Here is a 24,201-nt window from a genome sequence, read left to right as displayed (position 1 = left end):
GACTCGAACATCCACGCTTAGCATACGATTAGCGGCCAGGAGAACACCATGACTGATAAGCACCTGTCGACCCAGTTCGACGCAGACCTCAACGCGATCAACACCAAATTGCTGCAGATGGGTGGTCTGGTCGAGTCCCAGATCGAGCTCGCCATGCGCGCGCTGGCCGACTTCGACGGCGATCTCGCTGATCAGGTCATCACCCGCGAGCAGCAGCTCAACGCGCTCGAAGTCGAGATCGATGCCGATTGCGGCAACATCATCGCGCGCCGCCAGCCCACCGCGCGTGACCTGCGTCTGGTGATGGCGATCTCGAAGACGATCACCAATCTCGAGCGCGCGGGTGACGAGGCCGAGAAGATCGCCAAGCGGACCAAGCACATCATGGAAGATGCCGCGGCCCACACGATCAACTACGCCGAGGTGAAGCTGTCCGGCGAGATGGCCATCACGCTGCTGCGCCAGGCACTGGATGCCTTCGCGCGGCTGGATACCGTGGCCGCCGCGCGCATCGTGAAGGACGACAAGGCCATCGACGAGGAATTCCGGGCCTTCGTGCGCAAGTTGATCACCTACATGATGGAAGACCCGCGCACGATCTCGGTGGCGCTGGATTTCCTGTTCATCGCCAAGGCCGTCGAGCGTATCGGTGACCACGCGAAGAATATTGCAGAGTTCATCATCTACATCGTAAAGGGCACGGACGTGCGTCATGCCTCGCGCGAGGACATGGAGCGCGAAGCGCTAAGCTGATAACGCGCCCGGACTGAGTTTGCGGAGAACAATTACATGCCAAGCAGTATTCTCGTTGTCGAAGACGAACCGGCAATCGCCGAGTTGATTGCCGTCAATCTGCAGCACGCCGGGCACTATCCCATCCGCGCATACAACGCCGAGCAGGCGCTATCGCTGATGAGTGACGTGCTGCCGGATCTCGTGCTGCTGGACTGGATGCTCCCGGGCAAATCGGGTGCCACCTTCGCCAAGGAGCTGCGCAACAACGATCGCACCAAGCAGATCCCGATCATCATGCTCACTGCGCGCAGCGAGGAGCAGGACAAGGTGATGGGCCTGGAAGCTGGCGCGGACGACTATGTGACCAAGCCTTTTTCGCCCAAGGAACTGCTGGCCCGGATCAAGGCGGTATTGCGCCGCCGTGCGCCGCAGCTGACCGACGACGTGGTGGCGATCAACGGCCTGCGTCTTGACCCGGCCACGCACCGCGTTACCGGCCAGGATGATGGTGGTCCGATCAAGCTGGATCTGGGACCGACGGAGTTCCGTTTGCTGCACTTCTTGATGACGCATCCGGAGCGTGTGCATAGTCGTTCACAGTTGCTGGATCAGGTTTGGGGCGACCACGTTTTCGTGGAAGAACGGACCGTGGACGTACACATCAAGCGCCTGCGCGCCGCGCTGACCCCGGGTGGATACAGCAACATGATCGAAACCGTGCGCGGCAGCGGCTATCGCCTGGCGCGATCGCCAAGCCACTGAGCGTAACCGGCCGGCGGCGGTGCGACGAGGGCCCCGTCCGGTCGAACAGGACCATGCCGGCCACGGCTGTTTCGTGGCAAACTCCGTCGCAATGCGACCGCCGCTCGAACTTCCTACCCTCGCATGAATGTCATCTGGGCCCGTTCCGTGGCCATTCTCGTCAGCCTGACGGTCGTCGCCACCGGACTGTACGTCTTTGCCGGCCCTGTCTCCGGTCTGCTGTTCCTCTGCATTGCGCTGTTTCTGCTGCTCGGCTACTACCTGTTCCAGATCAACCGGCTCTGGAAGGTGCTTGATGCGCCCGCATACGGCGAGATTCCCAGCGCACTGGGTCTGTGGGGCGAGGTCTACTATCGCCTGCACCGCCTGGTGAAGCGCTGGCGCACCCAGGTGTTGCAGGTGGAGCAGCAGCACACCCGCTTTATCCAGGCCATCCAGGCATCACCCTATGGCGTGCTGATGCTCGACGACGCCGACCAGATTGAATGGTGCAACGACGTGGCCGAGCAGCATTTCGGCCTTAACGCGAAGCGCGACGTGCGTCAGCGCATCACGCACCTGATTCGGCGCCCGGAGTTCGTGCACTACCTGACGCGCGAACGCTATGACGAGCCCCTGATCATGCGCGATATGGGCGAACACAAACGCAGCAGTACCTCGGTACAGATTCTTCCCTACGGCGAGAATCGCAAGCTCGTGCTGACGCAGGACATCACCAAGGTCGAGAACACCGAGGCGATGCGGCGGGACTTCGTCGCCAATGTCTCCCACGAGTTGAAGACGCCGCTGACCGTGCTGACCGGATTCCTCGAGACCGTTCGCGACCTGCCGGTGTCGGAGGAAGATCGCAAGCGCTACATCGATATGATGCTGGTGCAGTCGATGCGGATGCAGCATATCGTGGAGGATCTTCTGGCGCTGGCCAAGCTGGAATCGGATGTCCAGCCGCCGACGCTCGACCCAGTGGACGTCGGCGGGCTCGCCGCACACCTCGTACATGATGCCGAGGCGTTGTCCCAAGGGCGCCACGACATCCATGCGGAGATCGATACTGCCGTGGTGCTGCGCGGCTCGGAAGGCGAGCTGCTGTCGGCGCTTGGCAATCTGGTGTCGAATGCGGTGCGCTATACCCCGGACGGCGGGCGCATTGCCATCCGTATGACGTACACGGACGGACATTCGGTGTTCTCAGTGAGCGATACGGGGCTGGGGATTGCGCCCGAGCATATCCCGCGCCTGACCGAGCGCTTCTATCGCGTTGATCGCAGCCGCTCACGGGATACCGGCGGCACGGGGCTGGGCTTGGCTATCGTCAAGCACGTCCTGTCGCGTCACCACGCGGATCTGCGAGTGACCAGTGAAGTGGGGCGGGGCAGCACGTTCCGCATCGTGTTCCCGGTGGATCGCAGCGGGTATGAACCTGAATCGGCACAGCCGATGCCGCAACTGGGCGATGCCCCGCGCCACGCCGCCTGACATCAACCGCGCGCTGCTTCAGCGAATCCAATACAAAAAGGCCGCTTCCTATCGGAGAAGCGGCCTTTTTGCTTGCAAGGTGCGCCGTTCAGGTACCGAACCGCGCCAGCAACTCCACCTGGCTTACGCGCTGCTCCTTGGCGCGCGATGGCTTGCGCACATACTCGCCGTCCGATTGCATGATCCACGCCGAGGCGTTGTCGCGCAGATGCACCTGCAGGCCTTCCTTGATCACGCGTGCCTTGAGCGTGCGATCCAGTATCGGGAAGGCCACCTCCACGCGGCGGAACAGGTTGCGGTCCATCCAGTCAGCGCTCGACAGATACAGCACGTCATCACCACCGGCATGGAAGTAGTAGACGCGATGGTGTTCGAGGAAGCGGCCAACAATCGAACGTACCGAAATGTTCTCGGACATCCCTGGCACTCCTGGGCGAAGCGCGCAAACGCCGCGCACGATCAGGTCGATCTTCACGCCGGAACGCGATGCCTTGTACAGCTCTTCGATGATCGTCGGCTCCAGCAGCGCGTTCATCTTCGCGATGATGCGCGCCCGCTTGCCCGCGCGTGCGTTGCGGGCCTCGGCACGGATGTGCTCGACGAGATTGCTGTGCATCGTGAACGGCGACTGCCACAGGTGATTCAGGCGGATCGTACCGGCGGTGCCCGTCAGAAGCTGGAACACGTGATGCGCGTCCTCGCAGATCTTTTCCTCGGCCGTCAGCAGCCCGAAGTCGGTGTACAGCCGGGCCGTGCGCGGATGGTAGTTGCCGGTGCCAAGGTGGACGTAGCGGCGCAGCATGAAGTGCTTCGCTTTGGGCGTGGCCGGCTCGCGGCGCACGATCAGCAGCATCTTGGCATGGCACTTGTGGCCGACCACGCCATACACGACGTGGGCGCCAACCGATTCCAGCCGTTCGGCCCAGTTGATGTTGGTTTCCTCGTCGAACCGCGCCAGCAGTTCCACCACCACCGTCACTTCCTTGCCATTGCGGGCGGCGGTCATGAGCGCTTCCATCACCGCAGATTCGTTTCCGGTCCGGTAGACAGTCTGCTTGATCGCCACGACGTTTGGGTCGTTGGCGGCAAGCTGCAGCAGGTCGAGCACAGACGAGAAGCTCTCGTACGGATGATGCAGCAGCACATCGCGCTGACGGATCACGTCGAACATGTTGGAACCCGCTGGAAGTGCCTTGACCGCTGCCGGGACATGGGGCGGGTACTTGAGGGTAGGGCGGTCCACCATGTCGGGAATCTGCATCAACCGCGCAAGGTTTACCGGACCGCTCACGCGGTACAGATCCTGTTCGGTCAGGCCAGACTCGAGCAGCAGCCGGCGCGTCAGCGCGGGCGGCGTGTCGGACGACACTTCGAGGCGGACCATATCGCCGAAGTGACGTGTCGGCAGTTCGCCCTGGAGGGCTTCGCGCAGATCGGTAATGTCGTCTTCGGACACGAACAGGTCCGAATTACGCGTTACGCGGAACTGATAGCAGCCTTCTACCTCGATTGCGGGGAACAGCTCATGCACAAATGCCTGCATGAACGACGACAGCATCACGAACCCGTACGGGTATCCCGAAAGCTGCTCGGGCATGCGCACCACGCGCGGCAGCGCGCGCGGGGCCTGCACGATGGCGAGATCGGCATCACGTCCGAACGCGTCCTTGCCGGACAGTTCGATCACGAAATTCAAGCTCTTGTTGAGCACGCGCGGGAACGGGTGGGCAGGGTCGAGCGCGATGGGCGTGAGCACCGGGCCCAGCTCGCGCACGAAGAAATCGCGCGCCCAGGCGCGCTGCTGCTCGGTCCAGGTGCTGGTCAGGTGGAAGAACACACCTTCCTGCTCCAGCGCGGGGAAAATCACGTTCTGCAGCATGTCATACTGCGAGGCAACCAGTCGCTGGGTGCGCTCGGTGACAAGCTGGTAGGTTTGCAGGAATGAGAGACCGTCGGGCGTGAGGCCCGATGCGTTTTCCCGCATCTGTTCCTTCAGACCCGCCATCCGGATCTCAAAGAATTCGTCCAGGTTGCTGGATACGATACAGATGAACTTCAGCCTTTCCAGCAGGGGAACATTAGGGTCGGCGGCCTGCGCGAGTACGCGCGCATTGAACTCCAGAATGCCCAACTCGCGATTGAGAAGCGTGCCGGGCGGCGTCGTCGACATGTCTATGACCTTATTTTGGCGATGTGGCGACTTTTTCATAGAATCGTGTCAGTTTAATGACACTTTGATTTTGTCATGATGCGGACATGGCTACGACATAATCTTACGAGTTTGGCTCACCAGAGCCTAGCTCGCGCTTGACAGACGCAATGACACAGACTCCCCGCTTGCTGGCCGCCGTCGACATGGGCTCCAACAGCTTCCGCCTGATGATTGGGCGGGTGGATGAAACCCCCACGGCTTCCGGCCCCGCCAGCCAGATCTTCCAGGTCGACGCACTCCGTGAGCCGGTTCGCCTGGCCGCCGGCCTGACCCCCGACAAGTATCTGGATCAGCCGGCCCGCCGCCGCGGTATCGAGGCCCTGCGACGCTTCGGTGACCGCCTGCGTGACTTCTCTCCCGACCAGGTACGCGCCGTGGCGACGAATACGCTGCGCGTGGCCAAGAATGCCTCTGAATTCCTGATCGAGGCCGAGGCGGCGCTTGGGTTCCCCATCGAAGTCATTGCCGGCCGGGAAGAGGCGCGACTGATCTACCTGGGCGCCTCGCACGACGCACCCGCCTGCCAGGGCAACCGGCTCGTCGTCGATATCGGCGGCGGCTCCACCGAGTTCATCATCGGTAGCGGCTACCAGTCGAAGTTGATGGAAAGTCTCTACATCGGTTGCGTGTCTCACAGCCGCCAGTTCTTTCCAAGCGGCAACGTCGATGAATACGCAATGAAGCAGGCCGAGCTTGCCGCGCGTCGCGAGATCCAGGTGCTGGTCCGCCAGTATCGGGCCGCAGGCTGGCAGCAGGCGGTGGGCTCGTCAGGCACGGCGCGGGCGTTGGCCGAGCTGATCGAGCTGAACGGCATGAACGACAGCGCGTCCGAGCATGGCATCACGCGTGAAGGTCTGGAGCGGCTAAAGCGCGCGCTGGTTAAGGCCGAGAACGCCAACCGCGTGAAGCTCGCCGGCCTCAAGGCAGACCGCATTCCCGTGCTACCTGGCGGATTGTCGATCATGCTTGGCGTGTTCGCGGAGCTCGATCTCGACCGTATGGACGTGACCGATGGCGCGTTGCGGCTCGGTGTGTTGTACGACCTGCTCGGCCGCAGTCATCACGAGGATATGCGCACGGTCACCGTGGATCAGTTCATGCGCCGCTACGGCGTCGATCGCGCGCAGGCGGGCCGGGTAGGGGTGGCCGCACGCGACCTGCTTTCGCAGTTTCCCGATCCGCCCAACGAACGTCGCTCCGATAACCTGGCACTGCTGGGCTGGGCCGCAAGCCTGCACGAGATCGGCATGACGATCTCGCACAGCGGCTATCACAAGCACTCGGCCTACATCGCGACGCATGCTGACATGCCGGGGTTCTCGAAGACCGATCAGGCGCGTCTTGCCACGCTGCTGCTCGGACACGCGAGCAAGCTCAGCAAGCTCTCGGGCAGCGGAAAGTTTCTCGACTGGCGCATGCTGTTCAGCCTTCGACTCGCTTTCGTGTTGTGCCGTCGGCGTGCCGATGTGAAGCTGCCCGAGATTCAGGTTGGCCAGCGCTCCGACGAACTCGACGAAGGGTTTGAAGTACGGTTGCCGAAGTCGTGGATCGACATGAATCCGCTCGTCGAATACAGCCTGGCGCAGGAGGCGGATGAGTGGGAGCGCATCGGCAAGCGGTACAAGGTGGTCTACGTCTAAGGTGCGTCTGACTGGGAGCCATCTCGGGCCTCAGATTGACGTGGCCTGCGATGCAAAACGGCGACTCCAGGGAATCGCCGTTTTGTTTGCCAGGTCAGAGGATCTGCCGATCCGACCTGGGATCAGTCGCGATTCAGGCCCAGGAAATGGCGTGCATAACGCGGATTCATGTCGCGCACGCGCAACAGCGTCAGGAAATCGGCCACGTTGAAATCGGGATCCCAGGCGGGCAGGCCACAGATCTTCGCGCCCAGGCGCAGGTAACCCTTAATCAGCGCTGGCGGTTCGACGTCCAGCGTCTGGTTCAGGTCTTCCACCGGCAGCGGTACCCGCGGGAAGGCGTGGTACTCGATCGGCGCCAGCGATTTTTCCGCGAACAGGCGATAGAGGCTCGCAGCGTAGTGGCCGCCATCGCTCATCGGCACGCTGGCGCAGCCCAGCATGGTTTCGAGGTTGTAGCGTTGCAGGTACTCGCCGAGCCCGCCCCACAGCGCCATGATGACGCTGCCCGAGCGATAGTCGCGGTGCACGCAGGAGCGGCCCAGTTCGAGCATCTTGGGGCGCAGGTGCGAGAGACGAACCAGATCGAACTCCGATTCGGCATACAGGCAGCCGATGCGCTTGGCCTGATGCGGTGGCAGCACGCGATAGGTGCCCACCACCCTCAGCGTCTCCTGATCACGAACGATCAGGTGGTCGCAGTAGGCGTCGAACATGTCGACATCGGTTTCAGTGGCTGACGATTGCAGTCGCGCGCCCATTTCCTCGGCAAAGACCTTGTAGCGTAGGCGCTGGGCTTCGGCTACTTCGTCCTGGTGACGCGCCCACGCCACGCTGAAAGCAGGCGTTGCAACTTGTGCTTCGGTTTGGCGTTGTGCTGGCTGACGAGGAAGACGCCTCCGCGCCGACTGGCCGGTCAGGCCAGTGGGCAAGGAGTCGAAGAGCGGCTGGGTAGGCGTCGGAAGGTCTCGCATCAGGTGTGTCCTTTCGGTGACGAAACGGCTTTGAAACAATGTAGAGATGCCGGGTGACAGCGCCGTGAATTGATGGTGACGCTTCAGTGACGGCCACGCGCCTGCGCGCGGTACATTGATTGCTGAGGCCCCAACCTTAGGTGAGGAGCCGTTTCGCGGCTATCGCCGATATCCGAAATGTGAGCGTCCAGATGGAAGACGTGACAAGCAACTGTTCAGTTGCGGGTGTCGGAATTGGAGTGGGTGCTAGAGGAGATCGGGCGGGATCACCGCGCGCAACACGACCTGCGCTTCGCTTTCGCGGGTGCGGGCAGTCAGCCACCAGATGCCGCTCTTCTTGACGCTCCAGTTGATCTCCTGCCCGGCCAGCAGCAGGCTGGCTAGTTGGCCGATCCAGGGCTGGTGTCCCACGACGACGGTGTATTCGTGCCCCTGGGGCCAATCGATCGCCGCAAGCACGGCGCCGACATCCGCCCCTGGGGCGAGCTCATCGAGGATCTCGGCCTTGCCCGTCAGTGCGGCCGCCGTTTCCCGGGTACGCAGCGCCGGACTGCAGACAACCCGATAGTCGGCCGGCAGACGGGCGCGCAGCCACGCGGCCGATGATTCGGCCTGCTTGCGTCCGCGGCGGGTCAATGGTCGCTGAAGGTCGGCCGAGCGTGAGATGCTCAGTACGTCGGGCAGGTCTTCCGCCTCGGCGTGGCGCCACAGAATCAGGTTCATGTTCGGGGCAGGGGCTTCGTACGAGCCTTGAGTATGGTGAAGCGGGCTGCCGCCATCAAGGTGGAGGTCGCCGAAAACAAAAACGGGCTATCCGGCGGGATTGCCCCCGGATAGCCCGTCAGTGTCCGTAGCGGCCGTGTCAGCCGCGTGACAGGATCGAACTCAGGATTTGTGGCGGAAATTGATGCGGCCCTTGGTCAGGTCGTAGGGCGACATTTCCAGGGTCACGCGGTCGCCTGCCAGGATACGGATGCGGTGCTTCTGCATCTTGCCGGAGGCGTATGCCCAGATTTCCACGCCGTTTTCCAGCGTGACGCGATAACGGTTGTCGGGCAGGGCTTCCGACACCACGCCGCCAAATTCAATGAGTTCTTCCTTAGCCAATCTGTTTTCCTTTGCGGCAGCACCCTAGGCTGCATGAGTTAAAGGGATCGAGGGGACCCTGAGGACGTTCACCCGCGGGCGTGCCACAACGGCGCGACCGTGTGCGTCACGGGGAAAGGCGGGCAATGTGTTTCCGGGTCTGACCGGTCCCAACTCCCCCGATGTGGGGTGTGGAGGCCAAATGTTCCAGTGCGCCTGGCGGCGCCGACCCGGTTACAGGGCATGCTCAGATACCCCAAACTGACGCGGGATTATAGCACGATCGCAGGCGCAGCATCGGACGCGGAGGATCGTACGTCGTCAGCTACCTGGGATCGTGTTGCGGCGCGACATCGGCGTATCAAATGACCGAAGCGCTGCAAGCAGCTGATTGTGCAGTGCAGGTTCCATTTTGAGTCGCTGCTTTTGCGTCTTCTGACGCGCAACGTACTACGGCTTCCGGACCAGCCAGCGTGCCAGCACGACCGCGGCAGCAAAGCCGACCATGATGATGGCCTCCTCGTATTGCGGCAGTTGTCGGGCCAGCAGGCCGACCAGAGCAACGCAGATCAGTACAGAGACGATGGCCTTTACGTAACGCATGGTGCACTTTATTGGGTTGGTTCCTGCGTATGGTACTGCGCGGGCAGGAGCAATGCAGCAGCGTCCGTACGGCGCTGCGCGTGCTCGGACACGACATCAACGATATGGGGAGCCTTATGACAGGCTAGAGACGGGCAAGAAAAAACGGCCTACGCCGTGAGGCGTAAGCCGTTCAATCTTCTGCCTAAAACTGCCTGCAAATATGGTCGGAGCGATAGGATTCGAACCTACGACCCTCTGATCCCAAATCAGATGCGCTACCAGGCTGCGCTACGCTCCGGAGCCGGCGATTCTATCGCGGTGTTGGCCGCCAGGTCAATTGTGCCGTGAAAGATATTCTAACCGGCGCGTCGTCGGTTGCCCGATGTGCCGGTTGATTCTCTGGCCACGCACCCTGCTTCAGGCGGGTTCGGTTTTGGCTTGACTTGGTGCGGCGCGCTGACATAATCCGCACACCGTAACGGTCCGACCTGGCGCTTCGCGCCCGGCATTGCAGTATTCACACGGACCTGGTCCCGACTATCACAACTATGGCGAGACAGCCCCGCAAGCGATGCGATTGGGCTGGGGCACGCCTGAGCCATGCCCGGCCCGGCACGCTGTGCCACGGCACCCGGGCAGCCGGACCTGCGGAAAACAAAATATGACGGCTTGTCGCGGGCCGGAATCAGAAGGTGCGCCATTGCCGTGCGGAGCATGACGACACCTTTGGAACGGGAATTGAGATGTTTCAGTCGCAGGTGGTGGTGCTGATCGCAGGCTTGATAGCGCTGCAGATGGCGATCGTCTGTGCCGTGTTGCGGCGCTCTGCGGGTATGGAGCGTAGCGGGCTCACGTCGTGGGCGCTCGGCGATCTGTTGGTGACCCTGGCCGTGGTCCTTCAGGCCGCGCACGCATACCGGCCAGAGTGGCCGCTGGCGGTGCTCCCTGAGTTCGCCCTGACCGCGGGACTGTCGATGATGGTCTACGGCACACGGCATTTCGCGGGCAAGCGTGGTCGTGGCGTGGTGCTTGGTGTGCTGAACCTCCCCGGGTTGGCCGCGCTGACGATTTATGCGGCCGGCGGGCTTGCCGAAATGGGCCTGGGGCATGTGCCGACCGGCACACTCGCCTGGCTCGGGCTCGCCACGGCGTCGATCCAGACCCTGCTGCTACTGGAAATTGCCCGGATCACGGTTGCCCTGGTGCCGCTCAAGCGCGGCACGGGTCGGCTGGCAGCACTCTCGTTATCTGTCCTGTCCCTTGGTTGCGCAGTACTGGCTGGCGCGGAGGCCTGGCCGATGTTCGCCGCGCTCATGGACGGCCACGTGCAGCCGCTGGTTGATCGTCACGAAAGCATGACTGTCTGGTTCGTGTTCGGCGTGATGGGGCTGGCCGTCAGCTTCGCGCTGATGGCCCATGACCGTCTGCGCCAGATCATCGAACGTCGCGCGCGGCACGACGACCTAACCGATGTGCTATCTCGTGGCGCATTCTGGGAAGAACTCGAACTTGCCTGCAAGCAGGCGGAGCGCTCGCGCAAGCCACTTACCGTGGCGTTCATGGACCTGGACCACTTCAAGGCCATCAACGATCTCTATGGACACCTGGCTGGAGACAGCGTGCTGCGCCATTTCGCGGGACTGCTGCGCAAGGTGGCGGCGCCGGACTCGGTGATCGGCCGTCTCGGCGGCGAGGAATTCGCGATCGTGATGCCTGCCACCGGACTGGAGACGGGCCGCGCCATCAGCGTCCGACTCAGCGCACTGGTGCGGGCGACACCGTGCCCGTCCGAGCCAGACCCAATCGCCTACACGGTTAGCATCGGGATGGCGGAATGGCAGTTGGGCGAAAACGCCGACGCGGTCATGCGTCGTTCGGATCGCGCGCTCTATGACGCCAAACAGATGGGCCGGAACTGCGTTTCCTCGCACGATGCGGAGGAGTTCACCGGAATGCCGCGTCGCCCACGCGTGCGCGAACGCGAACCTTCGTAAAGCAGACGATGTGTCCTGTGCGCGGCATTCGTGCTGCGGTAGAATGCACGCCTTGCCGCAATGGCAAGGCCGCGCCGCCCTTAGCTCAGTTGGATAGAGCACTCGCCTTCTAAGCGAGCGGTCAGAGGTTCGAATCCTCTAGGGCGGGCCAAGAATTCCAGGTTTGGAGACCGTTCGATGGAGAGCGGATCGCCAGCCAAGGCCTGCACTTCTACAGCCTCTCTGGCGTCCCTGGAGCTTCCATGCACCTGATGACACGCCGCGCACGCGATGCTGCGCACTGTGCCGACGTCCTATCCCTCCAGGTAGCGTGTGTTTCCGACATCCGACATTTGGCGTCGGCGGCCCCAACGTTTTGACGTCGGGGCCGCGCCAGCCAAGAAGCGTTAGTAACGTGCGTCGGCCGGCTTCTTGTCGTTGGGCCAATCCTTGACCTTGGCCGCGAAGTCTGGCCGGGGCATGTGGGTGAAGTACTCGGCGACATCCACGGCTTCCTGATCGGTCAACCCGCCCTGGCCCAAGGGGAACCCGTTATGGAAAGCGATGGGCATGTTGCGCTTGACGAAGGCCGCTGCCGTATAGGTTCGCGCCATACCCGCACCGATGTTGAAGGACTCGTCGCCCCACAGCGGCGGATAGACCCACTTGCCGTTGGCATTCTTGATGCCTTCGCCGCCGTCACCGTGGCATAGCGCGCACTGGACTGCGTAGATTTTCTTGCCGTTTTCCACGTTCGGTACCAGGCGGCGGTCGATCTTGCCGACACCGCGGCCTTCGACCTTGTCCTCTGGCTTGGTCTCGCGTTTCATCCAGTCGAAGTAAGCGACCATCGCCTTGAGTTCCTCGGAGTCGAGCGGCAGCGGCTTGCCGTTCATCGATCGCAGGAAGCAACCGTTGATACGGTCTGCCAGCGTGATGACCCGGCCGGCCCGCGGCGCGTAGCTCGGGAAGAACGCGGACACACCAACATACGGCGAGCCATCCGCGACGGTCCCGGCATTCAGGTGGCAACTCGCGCAGTTCAGCGCATTGCCCACATTCCTGGGCAGCATCTCGTGCGTGTTGATGTTCAGCCGGGCACCAAGAACCAGCTGTGTGGCGTTGGACTCCTTCAAGATGTTGGCGATGCGCGGGGTTTCGAACTTGCTGTCGTCAAGCTTACGGACGTCGAGTTGCTTGCGCATACTCCGCACCGTGGCTGCCGCGATCGGCTTGGCTGTGTCGTTGCCCCAGCTTCTGCGGGTGAAGTTCAGGATCTCGGCAATTTCCTGGTCGCTCAGGCGGGCGAATGCCGGCATGCTCAGGACGCGGGCATTGTCGGCAGTCTGGGCGGAACGCCAGCCCGTCAGCGTGATGTGAACGAGCGTCGAGGGGTCGTCGGACATCAGTACCGGGTTGCCCGCAAGCGCCGGGAACACGCCTGACACCCCGGCACCATCCGAGCGATGGCAATCGGTGCAGAACTGCAGGTATCCCAATCCACCGCGCGAGGTATAGAGGTCGACGGGCGCTCCAGATGCGGTGGCCGGTACAACGTCCGGTGCGGCCTTTGACGCGCGCGGCGCGATGGCGGGCGCTGGCCCCTGCGCGACCTGCATCGGCTTGTCATGCCCCGCAGCCGGTAGCGATTTGAGATAGACGCCGATGGCCTTCAGATCGCCATCCGTCATGTACTGGGTACTGTGCTGCACCACGTCGACCATGTTTCCCGACACCGTGCCATGCCGGTTGCGCCCGGTCCTAAGAATTTCGGCGGTGTCTTCAGGCGTCCACAGGCTGCGCAGGCTCAGTGCGCGCCATCCCTCCACGGTCTCTCCCGCGAGGAAAAATTTGCCCGTGCTGCCAGCATCGGACATGGTCTTCTCCTGGAAGCCAATGCCGCGAGGCGTATGGCATGCGCCGCAGTGTCCGAGCCCTTGCACGATATAGGCGCCGCGGTTCCATTCCGCGTTCTGCTTTGCATTGGGCTGGAAGGGCTTTGCGTCCAGGAACAGCCAATTCCAGACTGCCAATCCCCAGCGCTGGTTGAAAGGGAATGACATCCCCAACGGCTGATTGGCTTGGCGGACTGGCTTCACGCCGTGCATCAGGTATGCGTACAGCGCCTGCATGTCCTCCTGCGTGAGCTTGGCATAGGAGGGATACGGCATGGCCGGATACAGGTTGTGGCCGTCGGCGGCCACGCCCTTGCGCATCGCACGGTCGAACTGCGCGAAGCTGTATCGGCCGATCCCGGTTTCGGGGTCGGGTGTGATGTTGGTCGAATGCAGCGTGCCGAATGGCGTCTCCAGCGCAAGCCCGCCTGCCATCGGTCTGGACTTGTCGGTGCCGGTGTGACAGGCGACACAATCGCCTAGCCGCGCTACGTATCGGCCCCGTTCGACTTGCTTCCGAGTCGCTGCATCCAGGCTGGCAGCGTAGTTCGCCGGCAAGTCGTCGATGACCTGGGGATGGGTCGCATTTGGCGAAGGTGCGGGCTCGGTTTGTGCCAGGGCATATGTCGCCCCGATGGCCGTCAGCAAGGCCAATCCGCCTTGCAGGGCCTTTCGAATGGTGATCGCGGGAATTCTCATTATTGTGTGCGGTAGGAACGGAACCCCATGAGGTTCCGCGTGTTTTATGCCCTTGATGTCCAAAGGGTTTTGTCAGTGCATGGTCGCGCCAACACCCCGCACATGGAGTTGACGTAGATCAATCATTTGGTGATGTGGAAGTAACTCTCGGTGCGCTTACCGATCCCATCGGCGGGCAATCGCTCGCAGTCGTTGTCTGTGCGATCTGGATAGTTCGGTGTGCGCAAGCGCGTCGCGCTTGCCGGGTGTCGAGGTGGAGTCCGGAAGAGGGCGATCTGCCGCGCTCGCCAGCATCAAGCGTCATCTGCTGACCGCCTGAGAATCTCGGGTCGAAGGTATTGAAGGCTCAGGACAATGCCATCCCAGTCGACGTCCTTGTCGAGGCTGGCCTCGATGGACGGGATGCTCTCAGCCAGGTTTGTGAGTTGCGAGGACTGGAGTAGTGTCCCTTTTAGACGATGGAGATGATGTCTGGTCATGACAATGTCTCGCGCCCGCGCGGCGGCATCGAGCGCTGCAAGTTCGAGCTGCGCGTATTCCGCCATGGTCTTGGTACGTTCCAAATGGCTGGAATGGCTGGCGTTGAGTGCGTTCAGTGCGTCGGTAGCAGTCGCCCCGATCGCGCCAGTCGCGTGGCAATCCGGAATCCACAGGTGCAATGTTTCCTGCAATCCCTGCAGATTGATCGGTTTGGCTAGAACGCAATCGATGCCCGCATCCAGCGAACGCAATGCCTGTTCCGGCCCGGCTTCGGCCGTCACGGCGATGATTGGTGTGGGTTGCGAATGCGTCGAGTCCTCCCGGGCGCGCATTTGCTTTGCGACTGTGAAGCCGTCGACGTCCGGCAAGTGAAGGTCCAGCAGAATGGCGGCAAACGATCGAGTCGAGAACAGGTCGATGGCCTGGGCGCCGGCTTCCGCAAGCACCGGGTCATACCCAAGCGCGCGCAACTGCTCCATGAGCACCAACTGGTTGGCCGGCGTGTCTTCAACGACCAGAATCGCCCCGGAGACGCTTGCTGCCACCTGTGGCGAGGGGGGCAAGGCGGTCTCGTCGTGTGTGTCGGCAATCGTCGTTTCCAGCGAAAACTCGACCGTCGTACCCTGCCCGAGGGTGCTCCAGATCGAGATGCTTCCCCCCATGGCTTCCACGAGCTTCTTGCAGATGGAGAGGCCAAGGCCACTGCTACCCGTTTGGCGTTGACGGGCGTTCCCCACCTGGCTGAAGGGCTGAAACAGCCTTGGTTGATCCTCTGGCGTAATACCGATGCCCGTGTCGCTCACGCGGATCGCCAGCGTGACGCGTTCCGACGATCGCTCTGACCGGGACAGCCGGACGTCGACCGTGACGGTACCCTGCTCGGTGAACTTGATCGCATTTGCCACGAGATTGCCCAGCACCTGGCGTACGCGATTACCGTCCAGGTTGATGGTGTGACCGCCAGACTGGTCGTTCAGCTGGAGCGCAATGCCCTTGCGATCGGCGATGGCTTCGAAGCCATCGAGCACCGAGCGGACGAGGTCGTTCACATGCAGCGCCGAGGGCTTCACGAGGATCTTCCCGGTACTGATGCTTGAATAGTCCAGGACGTTATTGAGTACCGCGAGCAACGAGTCGGCGCTTTCTCGAGCCCGATGAAGAAGTTCTCGTCTTGGCGTGTTGTTGTCTTCCCGATCGAGTAACTCCAGCGCGCCCACGACCGCACTAATGGGCGTCCGTATCTCATGGCTCATGATGGCCAGGAACTCGGATTTCACCTTCTCGCTCTTCAAGGCATTGGCGCGGGCACGCATCGCCTGGTAGACGGAAACGCCCAGTGATATCAGGACGATCAGGAAAAGCACAATCGTGGCGCCGTAGTAGTGCCAGAGTGCCTTGAGCGATGGCTGAAGGTAATCCGCGCCCTCCAGCCAGTTCTGATAGAGCTGGTCGGTTTCCCCGGCGCTGAGCGATGCCAGCGCCTGATTCATCAGGGAGAGCAGCGGCGCGGAATCCTGGCGGACAGCCATGCGCAGCACCAGCGGCAGCTCGGCGATGGTCCCCGCGATATGAAGCGTCTTGTCGTACTGCAGCCGGATGAGCGGATGAAGTACCGCGCTCGGCCCGACAGCGGCGGCAGCCTTGCCGTCACGAACTGCCGCCAATGCCATGCTGTCGCTCGGCTCCGGGAGTATCCGCGTGCAAGGCAACGGGTGACCTTCGAACCATTGGTGATAGGCGCCGCCTTCCTTGACGGCTACGGTAATGCAGCCCAGGCTCGACAGATCGAAGTAGTTCTTGTCCCGCGCCTTTGCGACAACCAGTGTCGTGCCAACGTAGTAAGGACGTGTCAGCGCAATCCGTGTTCCGGCGGACTTGGGTAACTGGAAGTCGGGCACGGCGGGCAGCACGTCCACCTCGCCGTCCAGAAGCTTGCGCACGGATTCCGACCATGACTTCGTGGGCACCAGTTGCACCGTCAGGCCAAGCCGATCGGCAATGGCATGGACATAGGCGATGCTGAGCCCGTGGGCGGTTCCGTTCTCGACATACTCGAGCGGCTGCCAGTAGGGGTCCACAGCGATACGCAGGACGTGGTGCTCCTTCAGCCATGCTTCCTCCGTCGCTCCCCAGGAACCTTGCGCCATGGCGCGGGCGTACGGAATGAAGCCGGCCAGGACAGCCAGGATCAGGAGCAGTGCCCGTTTCATGATGCGTGGGGATTCGGTGCCGACATCGATATCTTCGTCCTGGGTTGCGGGCAAGTCGCTGGGCGTAGGTCAGATAAGGTGGCGCACCTTGAACAGGTCGTTGTCGGAGCGGATCCCCAGCTTGCGGAGCGCCGACTGCTTGTGGCCGCTCACCGTCTTCTTGCTGCGCGAGAATTTCGCGGCGATTTCGTTGACCGTCATCCCGTCCAGAAAGCACCTGAGCACCTCGCGTTCCTTTTCGGTCAGCGCGGCGGTGAGGCCCCCCGAGCCCGGCGCGCCTTCCCCCTGTTCCTTGCCGAACACGGAAAGCGAGGCAACCTGGGCTGGGATGTGGCTTGACCCCCGGAGTATCTTGGCGATAGCCGCCGTGATGTCGGCAATCGAGCCGTTCTTGATGCAGTACCCATCGGCCCCCGCCTTCATTGCCAGGGCGATGGTGACGGGGCTGTCGTGGGCAGATAGAACGAGGATCTTGATGCCCGGATACTGTCGCCGGATCATCCGGATAACGCCGATGCCGTCCGCATCCGAAGGCTCTAGCGCATAGTCGATGATCACCAGATCGGGCGCCTTGTTCCTGAGCGCCTGCACGAAATCCCTGCTGCGGGTGAATGTCCCGAGAATTGCGAATGCAGAGTTCTGCTGCAGTACCCGGACGATACCCTGATGAACAATTTCGTGGTCATCCAGGACCATGATCGAAATGGGCATTTTGCGGTTTCCAAGACGTATCGCAGGCGCTGAATTATAAGCCTTGCAGCAATCGCGCCCGAGGCGTCACACGTTATCGGCGTCTTGCCGGAACCACTCCAGGACCTGCTCGTGCTCGCGTTGCTGCTCGCGTGTCGGGATGGCCGCGGGCTCGGATGCGCAGCGGTATCCCGTCCGGATGAATGCGTGGGAATCGCTCACGCAGGCGGACGAACGATACTCGCGGTAGATGTAGTCGCCGTTTTCCTCGACAACATCGTCCGGCAACGCTCTGCTGATCGGGGCGCGGTCAGCCGTGGCGTGGCGCATGAAGTCCGTCCAGATCGGCAGTGCAAGCGTCCCACCCGTGACCGCCCCGAGGCTGCGGAACTGGTCATGGCCTACCCATACGGTGGTCGCCAGCCCCGTCGCGTATCCGGCGAACCATGCGTCCCTGGCATCGTTCGAGGTCCCCGTCTTGCCGGCAGCGTCGGCCTTGTCGATATGGGCCGCCGCGCGACCGGTGCCTTTCCGAACCACATCGCGAAGCAGCGAGTCCATGATGAACGCGTTGCGTGGGGAGATGATCTGTTTGCGCTCGATGTCTCCGGCCGATGTGTAGAGCTCCTGGTCACCGCGCTGCACGATCCGGGCGATCAGGCGCGGCTGCACGAGATAGCCGCCGTTGGAGAAGACGGCGTACGCCTGCGTCAATTGCATCGGCGTCACGCTGCCGGCGCCCAGCGCCAGGGGGAAACTGCCGGGATTCAGGTCTGGCGCGAAGCCGAATCGCAGCGCGAAATCCCGCACGTAATCGATACCGGAAGCCTGCGTCAGCCCCACCGTCACCAGGTTCTTGGAGCGGACAAGCCCCTCGCGTGCCGTGATGAAGCCGTCGTAGCGGCCGCCGTAGTTCTTGGGCCGCCAGGGCCGGGCACCGGTGACGGTCGAGTCCAGTACCCGCTGACTGTCGTCCACCATGGTTCCCGGAAAGTAGCCTTTTTCGAGAGAGGCGGAGTAGACAAAGGGTTTGAAGCAGGAGCCCGGCTGGCGCAACGCCTGCACGGCGTGATCAAACTTGCCGCGATGGAAGTCATAGCCACCCACCCACGCCACGACATCGCCGCTGACGGAATCGATGGAAACCAGCGCGCCCTCCATGTCGGGCGCTTGCCCGATCTCCCATTTGCCACCCAGGCTTGCCATGGTGACAACCGTGCCGCGCGTCAGCGGCGTCGCGGCATACGCGGGTGCTTGCGCACGAAGGGTCGTGCCATCGCGCGTCTTGACCGTCAGGCGGCCGCTGCGATCGGCCGTGGCGGTGACGACGGCCGTGGTGAGGCCGTCCCGATCCGGATAGTCGTCAAGCCCCGATGCTGGCGCATTGCCGTCGATGGCCACCCGTCCCAGCGGGATATAGCGTCGTCTTTGCTGGGCGCGAAGCAGGCCGTCATGCAGGGCATCGTAAGCGGCTGCCTGCGTGGCGGTTTGAATGGTTAGCGTCACGTCCAGGCCATCGCGATAGGCGCGTTCACCGTACTGGTCCACGACCAGTTGGCGTGCGCGCTCCACCGGAAAGGCAAATGCCGGGTCGATGGCATAGCTACGTGGCTTCAGCCGAAGCGGTTCATCCAATGCGGATGCGTACTGTTCGTCGCCCAGATATCCAAGCTCGTGCATGCGCGCGAGGATGTACCGCTGGCGTACGCGGGCACGCTCCGGGTTGACCGTCGGGTTGAATGCGGACGGTGCTTTGGGGAGGCCCGCGAGCAGGGCGGCTTCCGCTGGGGTCAACTGGTCGAGTGACTTGTCGAAATAGATGCTCGCCGCGGCAGCAAATCCGTATGCGCGCTCGCCCAGATAGATCTGGTTCATATAGACCTCAAGCAGCCGTTGCTTGCTGAACTGCTGCTCCAGCTTGAAGGCCAGAAGAACTTCGCGCAGCTTCCGGTCGTAAGTCTTCTCGCTGGACAGGTACAGGCGGCGCGCTACCTGCATGGTGATGGTGCTGGCCCCCTGCGCGTGCCGGCCCGATGCGAAGTTGGCCCATGCAGCGCGGAACAATCCCGAGAAGTCCACGCCACCGTGTTCGTAGAACCGCGCATCTTCGATCGCCAGCAGGCTCTGCTGCACGACGATCGGAATTCTGGAAAGCGGGACGATCTCCCGGCGCTCGTCGCCATACTCGGCCAGGAGGATGCCATCCTGAGAATAAATGCGCAGCGGCCTGTCTGGCTTGAACGCGGCAAGGCTATTGACGTCCGGGAGCGACAGCCATGCCTGATAGACGTGCCAGGCACCGAAGGCCATTCCCAGCGCGATAAGGAGACCGGCAAGCGCGCCCAGGCAGGTTGCAATCCGGGCCCGTCCGGGAGTGTTGGTGGTTTCCGGCTTTGACTCTGTTGGCATCGCTGAAGGCTGGGCACGCGTGGATCGCCGCGCGCCGGTATATCCTGAGGGTGGCTGTGACCATCAGTCTGTCGGACGGTTTCCGGACTGCATACAAGACTGGTCTGGAATTGGCCCGAACCGAAACTCAACGTGCGATGTTGGCCTCGGCCGGTGGGGCATCTGGAACCACATGCCGCAATTGCATGGCACGCGAGACGATTTGCGCGAAGATTGGCGCTGCGACTTTGCCGCCGAAGTGGCTGCCTTCGCTGGGATCCTCGACGCTGACCACGACGGCGATCTCGGGCGCGGACAGGGGTGCCACGCCGGCAAACGACGCGCGGTAGCGCTTCTTGTCGTATCCACGCCCCGGGACGTGCAGGTAGGCCGTGCCGGTCTTGCCGCCGACGCGGTACTCGTTCACGCGGGCTTGTCGGCCTGACCCTCCGGCACCGGTCACGCGTTCGAGCATGGCCAGCACGGCCTCCGCGGTTGCTGGCGTCAGGACCTGCGTGCCGCGCGTCTCGCTTCCTGCTGGCCGCCGTTCGAGGGTAAGGGGGATAAGCTGGCCGCGATTGCCGATCGCCGCATATGCCTGCGCGATCTGTAGCGCGGAGGCGGTCAGCCCGTATCCATATGCCATGGTCGCCTGGGTAATCGGCGTCATCCCCCGCGCGCTATGCATGCGACCACTACCCAGGCCGGGAAATGGGAAGGAGTCAGCCTTTCGCCCAAAGCCGAGCGCGTGCATGTGCGTCCACAGTTCGTCCGGCGAGAGGCGGGAGACGATTTTCACCATGCCGATGTTGCTCGATTTCTCGATAACGCCCGCGACCGATAGCTGGCCGAAGTTCCGGACGTCTGTGATCTTCGCGCCGGCAAAATCGAATCTGCCGTTCGTCTCGATCAACGTGTCTGGTGCAACGCGCTTCAGTTCCAGCGCACCCGCGACGATCAGCGGCTTGATGATGCTGCCTGGCTCGAAGGCGTCGATCAGCGCCGCAGCGCGACGTTTGCTGCTATCGGCGTGCCAGCTTGCGGCGGCGAGGATCTCGCCGGTCTTGACGTCAGTGACCACGGCAAGGCTGGATCGAGCCTTCACCGTTTCCGATGCCTGCTGCAATGCCTGGTATGTGGCGGTTTGCAGCCGCTCATCGATCGACAGATGGATATCGCCGCCGTCCTCGGCCTCGGCAATCACCAGCTGGGAGAGGATGTTGCCAAGGCGGTCCTTCTCGACGACGCTCCGCCCGCGCGCGCCTTTCAGCCGGTCATTGAGCGCGAGTTCCAGTCCCTCGATGCCGATGCCGTCAAGATTGACCAGCCCGAGAAGGGCGTCGAAGGGCGGGCCGGATGGATAGACACGCTTGAACTCGCGTACCGTTCCCACGCCTGGCAGCGCAAGCGTCTTGACCAGTTCCAGCGTTGCCGCGTCGGTCTGGCGCCTGAGGTACACAAAGCCCCGGTCCGATGCCGATGCCGCCTCGATCTCTGTCAGCGGCATACCGAGTGCCTCCGCAAGCCCCGTGTATTTTTCACTGGAGACCATCTGACGGGGGCTCAAGTAGATGGCGCCGGCCGGGAGGCTCTGTGCGAGCGTATGGCCGTTGCGATCAAGAATTCGCCCGCGCGTCGGCGGAACATCGAGCTGTCGCCTGACGCGTAAATCGCCTTGCTGCTGGTAGAACGCGTTGCCAGGTCCGGCGATCCAGATGGCGCGGATAGCGAGCCCCAGGAAGCAGAGCGTGATCAGGAACACAAGAAACCGGGAGCGACCGGCGTGAAAACTCCCGATGGTGTTCGCGAAGCTCTGGGAATGGGCAATGTAGCGCTTGCTGGGCATCGTCAGCCTGTTGGCAAAGTTGCGGCGGTTGCAAGCAATCGGGCGCATTGAACGCCGGACACATACGTGCGGCTCGCGCCCACAAATCAGGATCGAACAGGGTACTGATGCGCGGCCGACCGGCGGGCCGGACTAGTCTGGAATTGATGGCTTTTCCGGCTTGCGGTGGTCGCGCGATGAAACGTGGTCAGAAACGTGGCCAGAAACGAGACCAGTCCGGGCAAAGCGGTGGCGTGGGCGGCTTAGCGTTGCAGCTTCAGGCAAACGCCGAGCCGTATGCGGAAGGGATCTGTGAGTAGAAACAACGTCTATGTCGCCATCTACGTCGTAGCGATGGTGGGGCTGTCAGTCTGGGCGGTATGGCGCGACTTCGCGTCTCATCGGCACTATTGGGCGCCTGGCGAGCAGTCGCCGGACAAGCCCGGAAGAATCGTACTGAGCGATCGGGAATCAGTGCTGCTGGAACGGTACTGCGCGATGCATGGGGATTGTGATCGGCCGGGTGAACGGCGGGGGCGCTAGCGCCGGTGGGCTCTCCTTGTTGTCATTGGCCCGACCCGGGATCGATTCGGCGACGTCAGCCAGCGGCGGGGCCTGTGCCATGCCGCTGACGTCGGCCGCAATCAGTTCCGGCCCAGCAGCGAAAGCACCGACTGAGACTGCTGGTTGGCCTGTGCCAGCATGGCTGTGGCGGCCTGGCTGACGATCTGGGCGGCAGTCATCTTCGAGACCTCGGCCGCATAGTCGGCGTCTTCAATCCGTGAACGTGCCGTATCCAGGTTGGTGGCGGTCGTCTGTTGGGCATTGGTGATCGAATCGAGCCGATTCTGCGCCGCACCTAGCAGGCTGCGCTGGGCGTCGACGGCAGCGAGCGCCCGATCAAGCGTTACCAGCGGATCGAGCGGCTGCTTAAGACGGATGCCCTCGCCGGCTTCCACCACATTGAGCACCGTCGTGTTGGTGGAGGCGTCGGTCAGCGCCGTGAACGTCAGTGGGTAGAAGATCAGCACGTCTTCGCTGCCGTTGACGGTGCGGATGTACTGCGAACCGTCCTGCGCGGTCACCAGCGTGCCGGTCTTGGCCGACTGCGGGAGGTTGAACACGTAGTTGCCGCTGGCGTCGAGCCCGAGCACGTTGCCATAGGTCACCCCGTTTCGATCGGTGTAGTTGACCGAGACCTTTGCCGGGTCGATGGTCACCGTCGAATCGCCGCTGACCGACGGCAAGTCCGTGAACGACTGGTAGGTGGTGCTCACCGCCCTGGCTGTCATGGTCCGCGTGGTGCCGTCGTCGCTCATCGTGAGCGCTGCATCGTAATAGCGGAAATTGCCGCCGCCCGTATCCACCTCGATCACATAGGTGCCGTTGTTGCGTTGAAGCAGGCGCGAGGCGGATGCGCTGAGGCTGACGCCGCTGGCGTCCTGGAACGCGACGGTGTCGGCAGCGGGATCCACGGGCGGCGTTTGCGTGACGGTTGCCGGCAGCGTGGAGAAGTCCGCCGCGGTCAGCGGCGACGTCATGTCGGCGGCCTTTGCGGTGACCGTTCCCGAGGTGCCGAAACCTAGGCTGGCCTGATAGTAGTTGCCGGCCTTCAGGATGAAATAGCGGCCATCGTCGGCCTGGACCAGTGAAGCGCCGGCGATCGGCGCATTCGTGTTGTCAAGCAGGCTCGGCACGCCGATGGCGCGCGATGCCACCGCCGCCGGGCTTTGGAACACTGGCGGGCCTGACGGAGAGAGCGCGACGTCGCTGAGTCCCGTTACCGTATCGGTCGTCGGCCGGTACCCCACTTGCTGATAGGTTGGCTTGCCGGCGCCGTCCACGTCCTGCACATAGATGGTGCCGCTGACGTCCCGCACGAGGTTGGGGCTCGTGCTGCCCGCCGGCCAGTGGACGGTGGTGGTCGGGCTGTCGATCATGACGTTGGTACTGCGGCCCTGGAGCACGCCAAGGCCGCTGACGGTGCCGGGCAGCCCAGCGATCGTGAAGTCCTTCAGGCCCAGGGCGTTGACGCCAAAGCCGGAACCACCGAGGTTCACGGACAACTTGTCCGAATCGTTCGCGCCGATCTGCAGGTTGACCATGCCAGCGCTGCCGTCCAGCAGCCGCAAGCCGTTGAACGTGGACTGCTGCGTGAGGCGGTCGATTTCCTTCAGGTTCGCATTGATTTCGGCCTGGACCGCATCCGTATCCGTGAGCGAAAGTGTGCCGTTAAGGCCCTGAACGCTCAGGTCCCGGATGCGCTGCAGGCGTGCGCTCAGGGAGTCAAGGGCGCCGCTGGCAGTCTCCAGCATGGATTGCCCGTCGCCCGCGTTACGTCGGGCCTGGTTCAGCCCACTGACTTGCACCCGCATTCGGCTGGCAATGGCGAGGCCCGCTGCGTCGTCCCGCGCGGAGTTGATCCGCAGCCCGGAAGACAGGCGTCGAATGGTGTCGCCCACTGCGTTGCTCGCTTTCCCCGCCTGCAGGGAAGCGCTGAGCGCCAGGACATTGCTGGCGATGGTAAGGGCCATGACTCGTGCTGGTTATTGTTATGACATTTAGCACGGT

The 24,201-nt window shown here is 62.7% G+C and carries 16 protein-coding genes and 2 tRNA genes; 6 read left to right on the top strand and 12 right to left on the bottom strand.

Features of this window, described 5'->3' with window-relative positions; translation table 11 throughout:
- The first annotated feature begins 48 nt into the window (after positions 1-48).
- From phoU to phoR, 3 genes are all read left to right on the top strand, one after another.
- Entirely contained in the window at positions 49-753 is a 705-nt protein-coding gene (gene phoU, locus WD006_RS07430) for a phosphate signaling complex protein PhoU (protein ID WP_008641661.1), read from the top strand.
- A 36-nt stretch (positions 754-789) separates the two neighbouring features.
- Entirely contained in the window at positions 790-1,497 is a 708-nt protein-coding gene (phoB, locus tag WD006_RS07425) for a phosphate regulon transcriptional regulator PhoB (RefSeq protein ID WP_008641662.1), read from the top strand.
- Positions 1,498-1,620: 123 nt separating this feature from the next.
- Positions 1,621-2,973, top strand: coding sequence for a phosphate regulon sensor histidine kinase PhoR (phoR, locus tag WD006_RS07420; protein WP_011516889.1), 1,353 nt, complete (start codon positions 1,621-1,623; stop codon positions 2,971-2,973).
- 88 nt (positions 2,974-3,061) lie between these two features.
- Here the strand turns inward: phoR and ppk1 are convergent, their stop codons facing one another.
- Positions 3,062-5,182, bottom strand: a complete 2,121-nt coding sequence (ppk1, locus tag WD006_RS07415) for a polyphosphate kinase 1 (RefSeq protein WP_080710372.1) — start codon at positions 5,180-5,182, stop codon at positions 3,062-3,064.
- Positions 5,183-5,292: 110 nt separating this feature from the next.
- Here ppk1 and ppx point away from each other — a divergent pair, with 110 nt between their 5' ends.
- A complete protein-coding gene (gene ppx, locus WD006_RS07410; RefSeq protein WP_011516887.1) occupies positions 5,293-6,825 on the top strand; it encodes an exopolyphosphatase in 1,533 nt (510 codons plus the stop codon).
- 122 nt (positions 6,826-6,947) lie between these two features.
- Here ppx and WD006_RS07405 read toward each other — a convergent pair whose 3' ends face one another.
- The 5 genes from WD006_RS07405 to WD006_RS07385 all read right to left on the bottom strand — a co-directional run bounded on the left by WD006_RS07405 (position 6,948) and on the right by WD006_RS07385 (position 9,768).
- The gene (locus tag WD006_RS07405; protein WP_011516886.1) at positions 6,948-7,799 is read right to left on the bottom strand and encodes a GNAT family N-acetyltransferase; all 852 of its coding nucleotides are present in this window, start codon (positions 7,797-7,799) and stop codon (positions 6,948-6,950) included.
- Between the two features lie 246 nt (positions 7,800-8,045).
- The gene (locus WD006_RS07400) at positions 8,046-8,522 is read right to left on the bottom strand and encodes a SixA phosphatase family protein (RefSeq protein WP_011516885.1); all 477 of its coding nucleotides are present in this window, start codon (positions 8,520-8,522) and stop codon (positions 8,046-8,048) included.
- 162 nt (positions 8,523-8,684) lie between these two features.
- Positions 8,685-8,906, bottom strand: a complete 222-nt coding sequence (gene infA, locus WD006_RS07395) for a translation initiation factor IF-1 (protein ID WP_008641674.1) — start codon at positions 8,904-8,906, stop codon at positions 8,685-8,687.
- Between the two features lie 429 nt (positions 8,907-9,335).
- Positions 9,336-9,488, bottom strand: coding sequence for a hypothetical protein (locus WD006_RS07390; protein WP_011516884.1), 153 nt, complete (start codon positions 9,486-9,488; stop codon positions 9,336-9,338).
- Between the two features lie 203 nt (positions 9,489-9,691).
- Positions 9,692-9,768: transfer RNA gene (locus WD006_RS07385), tRNA-Pro, on the bottom strand.
- A gap of 445 nt (positions 9,769-10,213) precedes the next feature.
- Between WD006_RS07385 and WD006_RS07380 the strand changes: the two genes are divergently transcribed.
- Both WD006_RS07380 and WD006_RS07375 read left to right on the top strand, forming a co-directional pair.
- Positions 10,214-11,464, top strand: a complete 1,251-nt coding sequence (locus tag WD006_RS07380) for a GGDEF domain-containing protein (protein WP_035832597.1) — start codon at positions 10,214-10,216, stop codon at positions 11,462-11,464.
- A 74-nt stretch (positions 11,465-11,538) separates the two neighbouring features.
- A tRNA-Arg gene (locus WD006_RS07375) sits at positions 11,539-11,615 on the top strand.
- Positions 11,616-11,850: 235 nt separating this feature from the next.
- Here WD006_RS07375 and WD006_RS07370 read toward each other — a convergent pair.
- The 6 genes from WD006_RS07370 to WD006_RS07345 form a co-directional block, all read right to left on the bottom strand.
- Positions 11,851-14,037, bottom strand: coding sequence for a c-type cytochrome (locus tag WD006_RS07370; RefSeq protein WP_035832599.1), 2,187 nt, complete (start codon positions 14,035-14,037; stop codon positions 11,851-11,853).
- A gap of 293 nt (positions 14,038-14,330) precedes the next feature.
- Entirely contained in the window at positions 14,331-16,727 is a 2,397-nt protein-coding gene (locus WD006_RS07365) for an ATP-binding protein (RefSeq protein WP_051723049.1), read from the bottom strand.
- 69 nt (positions 16,728-16,796) lie between these two features.
- Positions 16,797-17,438, bottom strand: a complete 642-nt coding sequence (locus WD006_RS07360; protein WP_029307536.1) for a response regulator transcription factor — start codon at positions 17,436-17,438, stop codon at positions 16,797-16,799.
- A 66-nt stretch (positions 17,439-17,504) separates the two neighbouring features.
- Positions 17,505-19,727: a penicillin-binding protein 1A gene (locus WD006_RS07355; RefSeq protein ID WP_063834247.1), complete on the bottom strand. Its 2,223-nt coding sequence runs from the start codon at positions 19,725-19,727 to the stop codon at positions 17,505-17,507.
- A gap of 226 nt (positions 19,728-19,953) precedes the next feature.
- Complete coding sequence (locus tag WD006_RS07350; RefSeq protein ID WP_231108890.1) at positions 19,954-21,651, bottom strand: peptidoglycan D,D-transpeptidase FtsI family protein; 1,698 nt, start codon at positions 21,649-21,651, stop codon at positions 19,954-19,956.
- Positions 21,652-22,274: 623 nt separating this feature from the next.
- Positions 22,275-24,164 carry a flagellin gene (locus WD006_RS07345; RefSeq protein ID WP_029307539.1) on the bottom strand — a complete coding sequence of 630 codons (1,890 nt, stop codon included), beginning with the start codon at positions 24,162-24,164 and terminating at the stop codon, positions 22,275-22,277.
- Between the last annotated feature and the right edge of the window lie 37 nt (positions 24,165-24,201).

Source organism: Cupriavidus sp. Met-2 (genome assembly GCF_049843575.1).
In the GTDB taxonomy this organism is placed as follows: Bacteria; Pseudomonadota; Gammaproteobacteria; order Burkholderiales; family Burkholderiaceae; genus Cupriavidus; species Cupriavidus metallidurans.
The sequence above is the reverse complement of the archived record's forward strand: the minus strand, read 5'-3'. Positions and strand labels throughout refer to the sequence as shown.